We start from the raw sequence: 15,626 nt of genomic DNA on the forward strand, positions 1-15,626 counted from the left end.
ACAGGTCTCGTCAGGAGCTTTTAGGCGCGGGAAACGCGGCTTTGATATTGGCGTCGATGGCGCCTTTCTGGCCCTGGCCATCGGGCGTGGCGCCGGGGCCGCCGCCGTTGTTCAGGTGCAGCACGCCGCCGGTATTGAACTCGGCATCGCCACTGGCGTAGAAACTGATTTGCACGCCAGTCAGGTTGATCTGCCCGCTGGCGTTGAGCTCCAGGATGCTTTCACCGCAGACCAGGCGCAGGTTTTCACCGACTTCGATGACGTAGCTCTGGCTGATGCTGTCGGTCTTCCTCTGGCCCACCGAGAGGATGTCTTCCTGCTTGACGATGCGCAGGCGGTTGTTGCCGATGGTCACCGTCTCGTTGTGCCCGATGCTCTTGTTGCGGTCATGCCCCACCGAGTGACTTTCGTCCACTTCGACGACGATGTCCTGGTTACGCTCGGCATGGATGTACAACTGCTCCAACCCCTTCTTGTCCTCCATGCGGATTTCATTGAAGTTGGCTGGCGTGCCGCCCTTGCTCGAGCGGCTCTTCATGCCGCTCTGGGTCGCATTTTCCGGCAGGTCGTAGGGCACCGTCTGCTCCGCGTTGTACACCCGCCCGGTGATGATCGGCCGGTCGGGATCACCTTCCAGAAAGCTCACAATCACTTCCTGGCCGATGCGTGGAATCTGCATCGAGCCCCAGTTCTTGCCGGCCCAGGATTGCGAGACGCGTATCCAGCACGAGCTGTTTTCGTTGGATTGGTCGTGACGGTCCCAGTAGAAGTGCACCTTCACGCGGCCGTACTGGTCGGTCCAGATTTCCTCGCCTTTGGGGCCCACCACCAGCGCGGTCTGCGGGCCTTTGACGATCGGGCGGTGGGTGTTCGCCAGTGGGCGGAAGCTTTGCTGGGCGTCGATGCAGGTCAGGCTGCTTTCGAACTGCGCCGCGCCTGAACCGCCGCCGCTTTCCAGGCTTTCCTGGACGATGTAGTAACGGCAGCCGACGATCAGGTATTCGCGGTTCTGGTCCTGGCGGCTGAAGCGGGTGAGGCTGAACAGGTGGCCCGAGCCCAGGCCGCGGGCGTTGCCGCTGAACTCGATCTGCTCATGCAGGGTTTGCAGGGCTTCGATGCGGGTACGTGCGTAGTGTTCGCCGTCTGCGCTTTGCACGTAGGTGCCGGGGTAGTCGTACAGCGGGTAGTCGCCCGCGGTGTGCGGGCGCGGCATGGCCGAGCGCACGTCGATGCTCGCGCTGGGGCGCTGGAAGTCGTAGTCGTTGAGCTCCAGCGAGCCCGGCTGCACTTGCTGCGCCAGGTGCCAGTTGTGCATGTGGTCGCGTTCGCGTTGCTGCTCGTCCTTGGGGTAGTAGGGGATCGACGCGTAGCCCGGCACCGTGGTGTGGGCGCCATAGGCATCGGCCAGCACCAGCACATGGCGGTCCTGCTCATGGCGGAAGAAGTAGTAGATGCCTTCCTGTTCCATCAGGCGGCTGACGAAATCGAAACTGGTCTCGCGGTACTGCACGCAGTATTCCCACTCGCGATACGGCCGGCTCAGGGCGTCTTCGAAGTCGGAAAAGCCCAGGTCACGGAACACCTGCTTGATGATCTGTGGGATGCTCAGGTTCTGGAAAATCCGGCAATCGGACGTACGGCTGAGCAGCCACAGCCATGGGCGTAGCGTCACCTGGTAGCTGGCGAACTGGCCCTGGTCGATGCTCTGGCTGCACTGCGCGACGATGCCGTGGAAATGCCGTTCGCCACCGTCCGCCAGTTGCAGGCCCACGCTCATCGGCTTGCCGAGCAACTGGTTGAGGTCGATGTTGGCGTCCAGGGACGTCAGTTGCAGCTCGTAGGTGAACAGGCGCCCCAGCTCTTCGCCGCCGCCCATTTCATTGAGCAGCAGCACATCCGGCCCGAGGGGGCTGGTGATCTTGGCCAGGCGTGAGGCTTGGTTGAATAGCATCGAAGTACCCTAATAACTGAAGGAACCCAGTCCAAATGTGGGAGGGGGCTTGCCCCCGATAGCAGTGTGTCAGGTGATGCATTGGTGACTGATTCACCGCCATCGGGGGCAAGCCCCCTCCCACATGTTGAGCTGTATTCCGTCAGATCAATCGTTGAACTGGTAGTGCAGCTCATTATCCCGGCTGCTGATGCGCACACCCGCCAGCGCCTTGCCCTCAAGCATGCGCGTGAGGAATTCACGGCTCATGTCGGGCAGCAGGCTGTTGGTGAGGATGGTGTCGATCATGCGCCCGCCGCTTTCGGTTTCGGTGCAGCGCGAGACGATCAGGTCGACCACCGCGTCGTCGTAGTCGAAGGCGACCTTGTGCGTATTTTCCACACGCTTCTTGATGCGGTTGAGTTGCAGGCGGGTGATCGCCTTGAGCATCTCATCGCTGAGCGGGTAGTAAGGAATGGTCACCAGGCGGCCGAGCAAGGCTGGCGGGAAGATCTCCAGCAATGGCTGGCGCAGGGCCTTGGCGATTTCTTCCGGCTCGGGAATGTTCGCCGGGTCCTTGCAAACCTGGGAAATCAGCTCGGTACCGGCGTTGGTGGTCAGCAGGATCAGGGTGTTCTTGAAGTCGATCACCCGGCCTTCGCCGTCTTCCATCACGCCCTTGTCGAACACCTGGAAGAAGATCTCATGCACGTCCGGGTGGGCTTTCTCCACCTCGTCCAGCAGGACCACGCTGTAAGGTTTGCGCCGCACCGCTTCGGTCAGCACGCCGCCTTCGCCGTAGCCGATATAGCCCGGTGGCGCACCCTTGAGGGTCGACACGGTATGGGCTTCCTGGAACTCGCTCATGTTGATGGTGATCACGTTCTGCTCGCCGCCGTACATGGCTTCGGCCAGGGCCAGGGCGGTTTCGGTCTTGCCCACGCCCGAGGTGCCGGCCAGCATGAACACACCGATCGGCTTGCTCGGGTTATCGAGGCCGGCGCGGGAGGTCTGGATGCGCTTGGCGATCATCTGCAGGGCGTGGTCCTGGCCGATGATGCGTTTTTTCAGGTGCTGGTCGAGGTTGAGCACGGTTTCCAGTTCGTTGCGGGCCATGCGGCCCACCGGGATACCGGTCCAGTCGGCGACCACCGAGGCCACGGCCTGGTAATCCACGGTCGGCAGGATCAACGGGGTTTCGCCTTGCAGCGCGGTGAGGCGCTGTTGCAGATCGACCAGTTTTGCACGCAGCTCATCGTTGCCACTGTCTACAACCCCGGCCTTTTCGCGCAGGGTTGCACGGGTGGCGAGCAACTCATCCACCAACGCTTTCTCTTCGGCCCAGCGGCTTTCCAACGTGGCCAGGCGCTCGCGCTCGGCGCTCAGCAAGGCTTCGCTGTTGCTCTGGCGCGCGCCAATCGCAATGCCGATGGCATGCTCGCGGGCGATGATTTGCAGCTCGGTTTCCAGGGCTTCGATGCGGCGACGGCTGTCGTCCACTTCGGCCGGCACCGCGTGCAGGCTGATAGCGACGCGGGCGCAGGCGGTGTCCAGCAGGCTTACGGATTTGTCCGGCAACTGGCGCGCGGGGATGTAGCGGTGAGACAGCTTCACCGAGGCTTCCAGGGCTTCATCGAGGATCTGCACCTGGTGGTGTTTCTCCATGGTCGACGCCACGCCGCGCATCATCAGCAGCGCCTTGTCTTCCGACGGCTCGGCCACCTGTACCACTTGGAAACGACGGGTCAGGGCCGGGTCTTTCTCGATGTGTTTTTTGTACTCGGCCCAGGTCGTCGCGGCCACGGTACGCAGGGTGCCACGGGCCAGGGCGGGCTTGAGCAGGTTGGCGGCATCACCGGTCCCGGCGGCACCACCGGCACCTACGAGGGTGTGGGCTTCGTCGATAAACAGAATGATCGGCTTGGGCGAGGCCTGGACGTCTTCAATGACCTGGCGCAGGCGCTGTTCGAACTCGCCTTTCATGCTGGCGCCGGCTTGCAGCAGGCCCACGTCGAGGCTGCGCAGTTCCACGTCTTTCAGCGCGGGCGGCACGTCGCCGGCGACGATGCGCAGGGCAAAACCTTCGACCACGGCGGTCTTGCCGACGCCGGCTTCGCCGGTGAGGATCGGGTTGTTCTGGCGGCGACGCATGAGGATGTCCACCAGTTGGCGGATCTCTTCGTCACGGCCCACGATCGGATCGAGCTTGCCGCTGCGTGCCTGCTCGGTCAGGTCGACGGTGAAACGCTTGAGGGCCTCCTGCTTGCCCATCGCACTCGGCGCCATGGCACCGCTGGCTTCGCCTGGAACGCCGGCATTAAAACCATCGCTGGCGCTGAGGGCGTTTTCCGGCGAGTCGCCGACGTATTCGTCAAAGCGTTCGCTCAGGGCTTCGGCCTTGATCTTGTCGAACTCAGACGACAGGCCGAGCAACGCATGGCGCAGGCTTGGGGTCTTGAGGATGCCCAGCACCAGGTAACCGGTGCGCACCTGGCTTTCGCCGAACATCAGGCTGCCATAGACCCAGCCGCGCTCCACGGCTTCTTCCACATGGGAAGACAGGTCGGTGATCGAGGTCGAACCACGCGGCAGGCGGTCCAGGGCTTCGGTGAGGTCACGGGCCAGGCGCGCCGGTTCCACGTTGAACTGGCGGATGATGCGGTGCAGGTCCGAGTCCTGCAGTTGCAGCAACTGGTGAAACCAGTGGGCCAGTTCCACGTACGGGTTGCCCCGCAGCTTGCAGAACACGGTGGCGGCTTCGATGGCCTTGTAGGCCACGCTGTTGAGTTTGCCGAACAACGCGGCGCGACTGATTTCACCCATGCTCTGGATTCCTTGAGGTGGTGGCTTGATCGGCGTAATGCCGGGCCAGGATTAGGTCGTTGGCATCAACCGCAGGGCGGCCAAGCCAGGTGTTGAAGCCCAGGCGGAACTGGCCGTTGAGTTGCAGCGCCGGCACTTCGGGTTGTTGCAAAACCAGGTTCAAGTCCCAGTCCAATTCATGGCCCAGGTACTCGGCCACCCAGGCCACCAGCTCATTGAACGGCGACTGGCCAGGCAGCATGCCCATGTAGTCGTCCAGCTTGAGTGGGCCCAGGCGGATACGGAATTTATGCTGGCGGTCCCACACGTGGCTGCCCAGGCAGAAGTCCACGCCCAGTTGGTTGGCGCTGACGCCCACGCGGCTGCGCTCGGGCAGTTCCAGCCATTGGCCGACGTATTCTTCGATCTCCACCGGCAGGCCGAAATACTCGCTGAGGATCGCCTTCAAACCGTCCGGGTAGCGGGTTTGCGCCGACAGATGGCCGCTGTAATGCAGCTTCGCGGTATCAGGGATGAGCCCCTGATTCAGCAGGCTTGGCATCCCGCGACCACTCAGTGCGGCGAGGCGTGCAGACCAGTAGTCATCGTCCGGGCGGTCGTGGCTGACCGTCGGCCGTGCCTCGGCCCAGGCCCGGTAGAATAGGCTCAGCAGGCGGTGGTGGAAGATATCCAGGAACTGCTTGCTGGTGCTGTCGGCGTTGTTGCGCTGGCGTTCGCGCACGTATTCGGTGATATGCAGCGGCAGCGGGCCGTTGGGGCCGCCAAGGCCGAAGAAGAATTGCTCCAGCCGCGCCGGCTTGCCGTCGCCACCGGGATCGACCGAGGCCAGCGTAGCCGGGGCGAAAGTGCAATCGGCCTGCTGCCCCAGGCGCAGCGGGTCATCCGCCAGGCGCAGGGAATGGCCCAGGCGCGGCAGCTCGGGCGATTCGCACTCGATACGCCGCAATGCCTGGAAGAAATCGTATTCCCAGGGCTCCTGATGCATCGCATCCAAAGTACTCACAGGGTCGGACGACGCCCGGGCTTGGCTTTCCATCGCATGATCTCGCCGCGTTCGGTGGTACGGATCACCGTCTCGGTAAAACTGTTGATCGACACGTAGCGTGCCAGGAAGCGTTCCAGCACCGCACCGAGCAGGAACACGCCGGTGCCGCGAAACGCGTTTTCATCAAACTCCAAGGTAATTTCCAGGCCACGACCAAACACAATCGGGCCGGGCATCGGCAAGCGGCGAGTGACCGCCTTGCTGCTGACCTCGCGCAGGCCTTCGATCTGCAATTGCAGGGCGGCGTCGTTGCTGTCGCCGTACAGGCGTAGCAGTTCGCGCAATGCCGCCGCGCCCTGGCCCTGTTCGCTCAGGGACAAATAGTTGAGGGACAACTGGCTGATCAGGCGCCAGGCCTTGGCATCATGGGCATGGCTGGCGCGCGGGCGGCTTGGCCCGGCGACGCAACGCACGGATAAAACCGGCGCACTGTCGGCCAGGGTGAAGTCGGTCTTGCCGTTGCCCACGCTCATGAACAGCGGCAAATCGCGGTTGGTGCACAACGCGGTCACGCCAAGCTGGCGCAGGTCGTGGCGATACGGCGCCTGGCGGCTGTCGACCAGGCTGACAAAGGTTTCGCTGCCCACATAGGTGGAGCGCGGGCCGTTGCGGCGCTGGTCGCTGGACAACACCCGTGGCTCGCGGCGCACGGTGTAGTAAGCCTGGTCGCGGCCATACCGCGATGGATCGCGTACCGCATAGAACGGCAAAAATGGCTGCTCTGGCCCGGTGCCGTGGCCGGTGATGCCGCTCAACGAATGAATCTCGAAATCCATCGGCCGCGTGCGGTCGGCGATCACATGGTGTTCGTTGACCCGGTCGGACAAGTGGATACGGTCCACGCGCTTCGGGAACAGGTTGATCGCCGGGGTGCAGAACGGCAAAAACTGCGCCGCGCCGACGCTGCCTTCCAGGCTCGGTTCGTGACGGTCGAACAGCACGATCAGTTCCAGTTCCTGGCCGTCGCAACGCTTGACCGCACGGCTCAGCTCGGCGAACTCGACGAACAGGAAGCGGTGGGGCAGGGCGAAGTACTCCTGCAACAGGCGGTAGCCCTGGAACGCCCGCGCCACCACTGGCATGGCGGCATCGGCGTCATCGAAGCCCCGCGAGCGCAATGCGCCTTGTGGCAGGCGTTCGACCCAATCGCCACCGGGCTTGCGCGCAAACACCGCGCAGGCGTTGCCCAGCAGTTGTTCGTAAAGGCGGAACGGCTGCTCGTCGGCACCGCTGAGGTACAGCGGCAGGTTGTCCAGGTCGAGGCTGTTGAACGGCAATTCGGCGCCGGTGCGCAGGGTCAGGCGCAAGCCGGCCTTGGCTTTCGGCTCACTGGCGGCCAGGCGCCCGAGCACGGCGGCGGGGTTGCCGAAGTACTCGGCGCCACTGACCTGCAACGGCCACAACGTCACCGGATGCGCGGTGCGGTACTCGCAGCAGGTCTGGGTTTCGCGGCCCAAGGCGGCGCGCAACACGGTGTCGCGCGGCAGCGGGAAGCCGCTGGCCAGGGAGCCTTCATCGGGATCGGTCTGCAACTGCACCACGGTCATCGACGGGGTCGGCGCCAGGTAGTGCGGGTAGGCGATTTCCAGCAGGTTGTGGGTGAAGGTCGGGTACTCGGCGTCGAGCTTGAGCTGCACGCGGGCAGTGAGGTAGGCAAAGCCCTCCAGCAAGCGTTCGACGTACGGGTCGGCGCAGTCCATACCGGACAGGGACAGCCGACTGGCGATCTTCGGGTATTCCTTGGCGAACTCGGCGGCGCTTTCGCGCACGTGGTGCAGTTCCTGGTTGTACAGCTCCAGCAGGCGCGGGTTCATGGGCGCCTCCGCTGGTCGGCATTGACCACGCGCACATGGCCGGATTCCAGGTCGAGGTCGGTTTGCAGCAACAGGCGCAATGGCACCGGCTGCGCCCACAGGTCGCCTTCGATCTCGAAACTCAGGGCGTTGTGATTCATCTCGCCATGGCCGACGCGGGCTTTGACGCGCAGGGTGTGGCGCAGGATGCGTGGTTCAAAGGTGGCGATCGCCTGGTAGATCAGGGCTTCCAGGGCCTTGATATCAACGCTGGAAACGCTGTTGCCCGCCAGCGCCGGCAGGCCGTAATTGACCACCGAGGTGCCTGCTTGTGTGTGCAGCGTGGCATCGGCATCGAGCAACGACGTGGTGTTGAGCAGCCACGCCAGGTCGCGCAGCACCGAGGCCTTCAATTGGGTCAGGGACAATACGCGTTTATCCGCGCTTTCCTTGGGATTGGTTGGGTCGTCGTCGGTCAACCGGTCCAGCAGGGACGGTTGCAGACGGTCGCGGGAAGCGATTTCAGTTACCACCAAAGCAGCTCCACGGACGGGTTGTGAGAGGGACGCTCGTTCAGAGGGGCAGGGGCTTGTGGCCGTGGCGCAAAGCCACGGCCACAAAGGCTATCAGCGCTTGGTGTTGGAACGGATGTTCCAGCCAAACTTGATCGCGCCGCCGTCTTTGGTGCCGTCGGCTTTCTGCGGCTGGTAGTCGACCATCACTTGGGCGAAGTTCAGGGTGACGTTTTCAGTCAGGCGGTCATCGCTGCCCGAACCGCCGGTGCTCAGGGACGTGACCAGCACTTCTTCCAGGTTGATGATCATGTACTCGACCTGGCTTTCGCCACCGGCCTTGCGCACGGTCAGCTTGACCTTGTCGATGTGCTTGCCGCTGGCGCAGTGCATCATCAGGTTCGGCGACGCCTTGTCGACGTACTTGGTCAGCGACAGGTCCTGGATATTCACCTTGCCCGCGCCGCCGCCACCGCCGACGTGCATGTTGCCGGACTGGGACATGCCCCAGCTCCAGTTCAGCACGTCGATCTCGTCCTTGTGGGCCTTGTCCATGGACTCGCCCTTGATGTCGCCGATCTTGATGAAAATATCAACAGCCATGTTTTCTCCCTGTGTGGTCTCAGCCACAGTATTTGTTAACGCCGCCGACCCCTGTAGGAGCGAGCTTGCTCGCGAAGGTCGTCAACGGTGACGCAGGCATCCTGGATGAACGCAGCGCCTTCAAGTTTTTCGCGAGCAAGCTCGCTCCTACAGGGAGCGAGCCAGTCCGGATTTTTTACGCGCTTTTTGCCGAAGGCAGCTTCGATACCAGGCGCAACGACACGGTCAGCCCTTCGAGCTGGTAGTGCGGGCGCAGGTAGAACTTGGAGTTGTAGTAACCCGGGTTGCCTTCGACGTCCTCCACGATCACTTCAGCGGCAGCGAGCGGGTGCTGGGCCTTGGTGGTTTCGGTGGAGTGCGCCGGGTCGCCGTCGACGTAGTTGAGGATCCAGTCCTGCAACCAGCGCTGCATCTCGTCCTTCTCTTTGAAGGAACCGATCTTGTCGCGCACGATGCACTTCAAGTAGTGAGCGAAACGGCAGGTGGCGAACAGGTACGGCAGGCGCGCGGCCAGGTTGGCGTTGGCGGTGGCGTCCGGGTCGTCGTATTCGGCCGGTTTCTGCAACGACTGCGCACCGATGAACGCGGCGAAGTCGGTGTTTTTCTTGTGCAGCAGCGGCATGAAACCGTTCTTCGCCAGTTCCGCTTCACGGCGGTCGCTGATGGCGATTTCGGTCGGGCACTTCATGTCCACGCCACCGTCATCGGTAGGGAACGTGTGGGCCGGCAGGTTTTCCACTTCACCGCCAGACTCCACGCCACGGATGCGCGAGCACCAGCCGTAGTGCTTGAACGAACGGTTGATGTTCACCGCCATCGCATAGGCCGCGTTGGCCCAGGTGTACTTGGAGCTGTCGGCGCCGTCGGTGTTTTCTTCGAAAGCGAAGGCTTCCACCGGGTCGGTCTTGGCGCCATACGGCAGGCGCGCCAGGAAGCGCGGCATGGTCAGGCCGATGTAGCGCGAGTCTTCCGATTCACGCAGCGAGCGCCAGCCGGCGTATTCCGGGGTGGTGAAGATCTTGGTCAGGTCGCGCGGGTTCGACAGTTCCTGCCACGAGCCCATGCCCATCACGGTCGGCGAAGCCGCAGCGATGAACGGGGCGTGCATGGCGGCGCAGACTTTCGACAGCTCGCCCAGCAGCTCGACATCGGGTGGCGACTGGTCGAAGTAGTAGTCGCCTACCAGGCAACCGTACGGTTCGCCACCGAACTGGCCGTATTCTTCTTCGTACATCTTCTTGAAGATCGGGCTCTGGTCCCAGGCCGTGCCCTTGAATTTCTTCAGGGTCTTGTGCAGGTCCGGCTTGGAGATGTTGAGCACGCGAATCTTGAGCTGCTCATCGCTCTCGGTGTTGTTGACCAGGTAGTGCAGGCCACGCCAGGCGCTTTCCAACTGTTGGAAATCCGGGTGGTGGATGATCTGGTTGACCTGGGCGGTGAGCTTGGCGTCGATGGCGGCGATGATCGATTCGATCGACTTGATCGCGTCGTTGGACACCAGGTCCGTTTGCGCCAGGGCCTGTTCGGCCAGGGTGCGCACGGCGGTTTCCACGGCTTCGCGGGCACGCTCGGTCTTAGGCTTGAATTCCTGCATCAACAAGGATGCGAACTCGCTGGTTTCCTCAATTGCACCCAGGCTCTGGGCGCCTTCGCGGGCGGTATTGTCAGTCATGATTACTGCTCCCCTGCAGGCTTAGGCGCGCTGGCAAGTGCCTGAAGCAGTGCCGGGTCCTTGATCGCCTTCATGATGATTTCTTCAGCGCCAGTCTTGCCGTCCATGTAGGTCAGCAGGTTGGCCAGTTGGGTGCGGGCTTCGAGCAGTTGCTTGAGCGAGTCGACCTTGCGGGCCACGGCGGCCGGGCTGAAGTCGTCCATGCTTTCGAAGGTGATATCCAGGCTCAGGTTGCCTTCACCGGTCAGCTCGTTGGGTACGTGGAACGCCACGCGTGGCTGCATGGCCTTGAGGCGCGAGTCGAAGTTATCGACATCCACTTCAAGGAACTTGCGGTCGGCCACAGGCGCCAGAGGCTCGGCAGGCTTGCCGGCGAGGTCGGCCATCACACCCATCACGAAGGGCAGCTGGACCTTTTTCTCGGCGCCGTAGAGCTCGACGTCGTACTCGATCTGCACTCGAGGCGCGCGGTTGCGCGCGATGAATTTCTGAGAACTTTGCTTCGCCACGTTGCTGCTCCTGGTCGCTTGAGCGACGGTGTTGTTACTGCACAGCCGGGCGGTTTACTCGCCGTCCGGGCCGCGCAGGTTTTCAAATTGGGACATGCCATCGGGAATCAGGTTGCGCACGATGGCCGCGAAGTCGGCGTGCACCAGATGTTTGGCCCGGTTCAACAACACCGGCAGCGGGCTCGAAGGCTCGTGCCGGGTGTAGTACGCAAGGATCTTGTCGAGGCTGCGCAGCACGTCGTCGCGGTTGGCGATGTCGCCAGTGGGGCGAGGTGCGGCGGGGGCAGCGGCGAAATCGACCGAGGGGGCATTGTCGTCACTGACGGCCTCGGGTTCGCGGCTGCTTGTAGGGTCGGGTACGGCTTGGTTGAGTATTTGCAACGCCTGCTTGAGCGGCTGCTTCAGCAGGCTGAGGTCCACGCCCTGGGCTGAACCGACCTGGTCGCTGACCTGCTGCTCGATGGCTTCGCAAGCGGCGCGCGCCGTGCTCAAGGCGTCACGGGTGGCCTGCAGTTGTTCGGGATCGCTGTCGAGGAACGCGGCGTTGAGTTGCTGGGCGCCGAGTTGTTCATCGGGGAAATTCATCAGGCCGCTGGCGCTGAGCGCAGCGCGCAGGCTCACGGGGCCGAAGGTGCGCGAGCGCGTGAGGATGCTTTCGCGCAACAGACGAATGGTCGCGTCGCTGGTCAGGCCAGACAGGGCGTTGATGCGCACGGTGGGGTCGTTATCGTCGTCGGCATCCAGGTGCGGGTGCAGGTCGGCCCAGTATTCGCGCAGCAGCGCGTTGATCAGCGTGAGGACTTCAGCCAGCCCGGCCACGCCTTGCAGGGCGAGGGAGCTTTGCAGCAGGAAATGGGTGATGCGCAGGTCTTTGCTGCGTTGCAGCAAGTCAAGGCTTTGCTGCTGGATGCTGCGCCACTCCGGCGGTTCAGCGGGCAGGATCGAGTCGCCCATGCTGCGCTCGGGTTGGCCCTTGGCATCACGCTCCAATTGCAAAAATTGCGCGTCATATTCCATGTCTTCACCACACGGCGAAGTCGCGGAAACGGCGGTGAGCAGCAACGGCACATCCACTGAAATCGATCTCCCTATCAGCCCGTTAAATGGCGGGCAATTCATGCATTAGTTGCGCGAGGAACTTTGCATGTTTTCTTGGTCATATAAGTAAGATGCCACTAATGTGCCATCACTGGTATTCAAGAAGTTGTGCATTTTTGGTGTAGTACTTATGCCTTGTCAAGGTAAGCTATTCGCGCTCTGTGACAGATGTGCGGTGTTTAACAACCTGCGCGACTGGTGGGTCGAACGACGCACCGGAACAGGATTTTTGTCATGAAGGCCAGTTAAGATCAGCGATCATGCTGACAAAAGCAGGTTGTGGAAGGTCGATTGCACGACCTGATGGGGATCTCTCGGGAATCGCTGTCCCTTGGATCGACTGCGCGCGAAGTATCAGCAAGGAGGCAAGATGTCGCTGTGTTTGACTATCACTAGTTATCACAAGATTACCCCGGGGCAGTGCTCCGAAAAGTCCATGAACCAGGGCTCGATGGCTATCGGCCGCAGCTCGGATAATGACTGGGTATTGCCCGACCCTGAGCGCCTGGTGTCTTCGCAACACTGCGTTATTCAATACAAAGATGGCCGTTATTATTTAACCGATAACAGTACAAATGGTGTGGAGTTGGTTAACGCCGGTATTCGTATGCGCCGGGGTAATAGCGAGCCGCTGCAGGATGGCGAGTTGATCCGCATCGGCGATTACGAAATCCAGGCACGTATCGATTTCAACGTGCAGGCCGTCGATAGCCAGCCGTTTGCCGGTGATTCACCGAACAGTTTTGAGGCCTTGATGGGCGCCGTGGCGAACAAGCCTGCGCCGACGCCCGTGATTGCGCCGCAGTTCCACGGCGCTTCGTCGATGGACACCCTGCCCGACCTGTTCGACTTCCTCAGCCCCACCGCCGTACCGCCACCCACCGTGCCGGACCACGTACCCTCCGAGCAACACGACTTCCGCCCACCTACGCCGGTCGCGGTGCCGGTGGTCGAGAAGCCTGCGGTATCCGGCGCGGTGATTCCCGAAGACTGGGACCTGTTTGGCGATACGCCAGCGCCGTTGACCAGCGCGCCGCCGCCCGCGCCGACACCACCCCCCGTACCGACACCGCCGCCTGCACCGAGCGTGCCGTCGCCCCCCGTGGTCGAGCCCGTGCTCCCCGTGGCCGATACCCGGCAACCCGACCTCCTGCAAGCCTTCCTGCGTGGCGCGGGCCTGGATCAACTGCGCCTGGACAAGGCCGATGCCTGTGCGCAGATGGAAAGCATCGGCCGCAGCTACCGCCTGATGGTCGAGGGCTTGATCGACGTGTTGCGCGCCCGCGCCAGTCTCAAGGGCGAGTTCCGCATGCAGCAGACGATGATCCAACCCGCCGAAAACAATCCGTTGAAATTCGCACCGAACGCCGACGAAGCGTTACTGCTGTTGCTTCGCCATGGCAACCAAGCGTTTATGGCTCCGGATCTCGCCGTGCGCGACAGTTTCGACGATCTGCGCGCCCATCAGTTGGCGGTGATGGCGGGGGTGGAAGCGGCGATCAAGCACCTGCTCGGCCGCTTCGAACCGGCACAACTGGAAGAGCGCATGGGCAAACCCGGCGGGCTGTCGAGCCTTTTCAACGGTTCGCGCCAGGCCCAGTACTGGCAACAATTCACCGAGCTCTACAGCAATATTTCCCGCGAGGCCCAGGAAGATTTCCAGGACCTGTTCGGCCGCGAATTCAGCCGAGCCTACGAAGAACACAGCGCACGCCAGCGTCGCTGACCCGCAGCACATGGATTAACGGATAGCTAAGTACGTCATTGAGGACGCAGGATGATTCCCAGGTTTTTACTCGCAGTCGCTACCGCGCTGCTGCTGACCGCGTGTGCCAAGGACGCGGCCAAACCCGAAACAGCCGCTGAGGCTGAAGTGGACACCGCCGCCGTCGAGTTGCATTTCCACGCCATTGCCGGGCTTAACCCCGGCGCCAACGGCCAGGCCGCCCCGGTGCGGGTACGGATTTTCGAACTGAAGAACGCCGCTACCTTCGCCCGCTCCGATTACTTCGCCCTGGCTGACCGCGCGCAATCCACCCTCGGCCTGGACCTGCTGGACCAGGACGAAGTCATGGTGCAACCCGGCCAGCAACTGAGCATCCAGCGCGACCTCGACCCCTCCACGCGCCAGATCGGCTTGCTGGTGGGTTATCGCGAGCTGGACCGCGCGCAATGGCGCACGGTGATCAACGTGCCCGCGCGCCAATACACCGAATACCAGATCAGCCTCGATGTGCGTGCCGTGCGCGCCGACGTCGTGGCTACCCCATCCAGCCCTGCCCAATAAGAAGCAATCGGAGCCCCCATGTCCTGGAACAATCGCGTGGTCTGGTCGGAAGGCATGTTCATCGGAACGCAGCACTTCCAGCAGCATGACCGTTACCTGGAAAACCTGATCGACGCCCGTAGCCGTCCGCTGTCCGCCGGCGCCTGGGGCTTTTCCGAGTTGCTGATCGACCAGGGCCTGCTGGCCCAGGGCAAGCTGGCGATCGTGTCGGCGCGCGGCCTGTTGCCCGACGGCACGCCGTTCAATATTCCCCAGGATGACCTCGCGCCGAGCCCGTTGAATATCGACGACAACCTGCGCGACGGCCTGGTCTACCTGGCCTTGCCCCTCAAGCGCGCGGGTGCCCGCGACACCGTCGACGACGGCGAAGACCTTGGCGCCGCGCGTTACGTGAGCCAGGTGCGCGAAGTGCGCGACGACAACGCCCCGTTCGAGAACCGCGCCCCAGTGGCCGTTGGCTCCCGTGCCTTGCGCCTGCTGACCGCGCAGGATGGCATCAGCGATTACGCCGCCATCGGGCTGGTGCGCATCAAGGAAAAACGCGCCGACCGCGCGCTGGTCCTCGACGACACTTATATCCCGCCGGTATTGGACGTGGCAGCGAGCAAACCACTGAGCGCATTTCGCAGTGAGCTGCTTGGCCTGCTGCACCAGCGTGGCGAAGCCCTGGCGGGCCGTGTGGTGGCCTCGGGTGCCGGTGGGGCGTCGGAGATTGCCGACTTCATGCTGTTGCAACTGGTCAACCGTGCCCAACCGCTGATCCAGCATTTCAACCAGTTGAGCCCGCTGCATCCGGAGCGTTTCTTCAGCGAACTGGTCAGCCTGGCCGGTGAGTTTTCCACCTTTTCCACCAGTGGCCGTCGCCCCCAGGAATACCCGCAGTACCAGCACGACGACCTGGCCCTGAGCTTCGCCCCGGTGATGGCGGCGCTGCGCGAAGCGTTGTCGATGCTGATCGACAGCAAGGCCACGCCGATCCCGATCGTGGAGAAAGCCTATGGCATCCACGTGGCGATGCTGGCCGACAAGACCCTGCTCGACAGCGCCAGCTTCATCCTCGTGGTGCGTGCCGATGTGCCCGGCGAAACCCTGCGCGCGCGCTTCGGCCAGCAGAGCAAGGTCGGCTCGGTGGAGCACATCCGTGACCTGGTCAACCTGCAACTGCCGGGCATCAGCCTGCTGCCGTTGCCGGTGGCGCCACGTCAGATTCCCTACCACGCAGGCAGTACCTATTACGAGCTGGACCGCGGCAGCGAGCACTGGCAGCAGTTGGGCAACTCCGGCGGTTTCGCCTTCCATATCGCCGGGCAGTTCCCGGGTTTGAACCTGGCCTTCTGGGCGATCCGAGGATAAT

12 protein-coding genes are annotated in these 15,626 nt (G+C 62.8%); 3 read left to right on the top strand and 9 right to left on the bottom strand.

The window, feature by feature from the left end; translation table 11 throughout:
* Nucleotides 1-10: 10 nt before the first annotated feature.
* The 9 genes from AC1Q6I_RS07175 to tssA all read right to left on the bottom strand — a co-directional run bounded on the left by AC1Q6I_RS07175 (nt 11) and on the right by tssA (nt 11,961).
* Nucleotides 11-1,951 (bottom strand): type VI secretion system Vgr family protein, encoded by a 1,941-nt coding sequence (locus tag AC1Q6I_RS07175; protein ID WP_102625336.1) that lies wholly within the window; start codon nt 1,949-1,951, stop codon nt 11-13.
* A gap of 147 nt (nt 1,952-2,098) precedes the next feature.
* Nucleotides 2,099-4,753: a type VI secretion system ATPase TssH gene (gene tssH / locus AC1Q6I_RS07180; protein ID WP_024078136.1), complete on the bottom strand. Its 2,655-nt coding sequence runs from the start codon at nt 4,751-4,753 to the stop codon at nt 2,099-2,101.
* The gene (gene tssG / locus AC1Q6I_RS07185) at nt 4,746-5,789 is read right to left on the bottom strand and encodes a type VI secretion system baseplate subunit TssG (protein WP_102625337.1); all 1,044 of its coding nucleotides are present in this window, start codon (nt 5,787-5,789) and stop codon (nt 4,746-4,748) included. The genes tssH and tssG overlap by 8 nt, the downstream gene beginning before the upstream one ends.
* Nucleotides 5,753-7,612: a type VI secretion system baseplate subunit TssF gene (gene tssF, locus AC1Q6I_RS07190; RefSeq protein ID WP_102625338.1), complete on the bottom strand. Its 1,860-nt coding sequence runs from the start codon at nt 7,610-7,612 to the stop codon at nt 5,753-5,755. The genes tssG and tssF overlap by 37 nt, the downstream gene beginning before the upstream one ends.
* Nucleotides 7,609-8,124 (bottom strand): type VI secretion system baseplate subunit TssE, encoded by a 516-nt coding sequence (gene tssE, locus AC1Q6I_RS07195; protein WP_027608263.1) that lies wholly within the window; start codon nt 8,122-8,124, stop codon nt 7,609-7,611. The genes tssF and tssE overlap by 4 nt, the downstream gene beginning before the upstream one ends.
* Before the next feature lie 93 nt (nt 8,125-8,217).
* A complete protein-coding gene (locus AC1Q6I_RS07200; protein ID WP_024078132.1) occupies nt 8,218-8,706 on the bottom strand; it encodes an Hcp family type VI secretion system effector in 489 nt (162 codons plus the stop codon).
* Between the two features lie 175 nt (nt 8,707-8,881).
* A complete protein-coding gene (gene tssC / locus AC1Q6I_RS07205; RefSeq protein ID WP_024078131.1) occupies nt 8,882-10,378 on the bottom strand; it encodes a type VI secretion system contractile sheath large subunit in 1,497 nt (498 codons plus the stop codon).
* Between the two features lie 2 nt (nt 10,379-10,380).
* A complete protein-coding gene (gene tssB / locus AC1Q6I_RS07210; protein ID WP_003213340.1) occupies nt 10,381-10,887 on the bottom strand; it encodes a type VI secretion system contractile sheath small subunit in 507 nt (168 codons plus the stop codon).
* A gap of 54 nt (nt 10,888-10,941) precedes the next feature.
* A complete protein-coding gene (gene tssA, locus AC1Q6I_RS07215; RefSeq protein WP_024078130.1) occupies nt 10,942-11,961 on the bottom strand; it encodes a type VI secretion system protein TssA in 1,020 nt (339 codons plus the stop codon).
* A gap of 394 nt (nt 11,962-12,355) precedes the next feature.
* Between tssA and tagH the strand changes: the two genes are divergently transcribed.
* Genes tagH through tssK form a run of 3 tightly spaced genes read left to right on the top strand, consistent with a single transcriptional unit; the run spans nt 12,356 to nt 15,625 of the window.
* Nucleotides 12,356-13,711 (top strand): type VI secretion system-associated FHA domain protein TagH, encoded by a 1,356-nt coding sequence (tagH, locus tag AC1Q6I_RS07220; RefSeq protein ID WP_102642567.1) that lies wholly within the window; start codon nt 12,356-12,358, stop codon nt 13,709-13,711.
* A gap of 51 nt (nt 13,712-13,762) precedes the next feature.
* Complete coding sequence (gene tssJ / locus AC1Q6I_RS07225) at nt 13,763-14,272, top strand: type VI secretion system lipoprotein TssJ (RefSeq protein ID WP_024078128.1); 510 nt, start codon at nt 13,763-13,765, stop codon at nt 14,270-14,272.
* A gap of 18 nt (nt 14,273-14,290) precedes the next feature.
* Nucleotides 14,291-15,625, top strand: coding sequence for a type VI secretion system baseplate subunit TssK (gene tssK / locus AC1Q6I_RS07230; RefSeq protein ID WP_024078127.1), 1,335 nt, complete (start codon nt 14,291-14,293; stop codon nt 15,623-15,625).
* Nucleotide 15,626 lies beyond the last annotated feature (1 nt).

Source organism: Pseudomonas sp. MPR-R2A5, assembly GCF_058793055.1.

Bases quoted from the DNA above. Each gene is read 5' to 3' on its own strand.
- AC1Q6I_RS07175 (WP_102625336.1), bottom strand. From the start codon at position 1,951: ATGCTATTCAACCAAGCCTCACGCCTGGCCAAGATCACCAGCCCCCTC.
- tssH (WP_024078136.1), bottom strand. From the start codon at position 4,753: ATGGGTGAAATCAGTCGCGCCGCGTTGTTCGGCAAACTCAACAGCGTG.
- tssG (WP_102625337.1), bottom strand. From the start codon at position 5,789: ATGGAAAGCCAAGCCCGGGCGTCGTCCGACCCTGTGAGTACTTTGGAT.
- tssF (WP_102625338.1), bottom strand. From the start codon at position 7,612: ATGAACCCGCGCCTGCTGGAGCTGTACAACCAGGAACTGCACCACGTG.
- AC1Q6I_RS07200 (WP_024078132.1), bottom strand. From the start codon at position 8,706: ATGGCTGTTGATATTTTCATCAAGATCGGCGACATCAAGGGCGAGTCC.
- tssC (WP_024078131.1), bottom strand. From the start codon at position 10,378: ATGACTGACAATACCGCCCGCGAAGGCGCCCAGAGCCTGGGTGCAATT.
- tagH (WP_102642567.1), top strand. From the start codon at position 12,356: ATGTCGCTGTGTTTGACTATCACTAGTTATCACAAGATTACCCCGGGG.
- tssJ (WP_024078128.1), top strand. From the start codon at position 13,763: ATGATTCCCAGGTTTTTACTCGCAGTCGCTACCGCGCTGCTGCTGACC.
- tssK (WP_024078127.1), top strand. From the start codon at position 14,291: ATGTCCTGGAACAATCGCGTGGTCTGGTCGGAAGGCATGTTCATCGGA.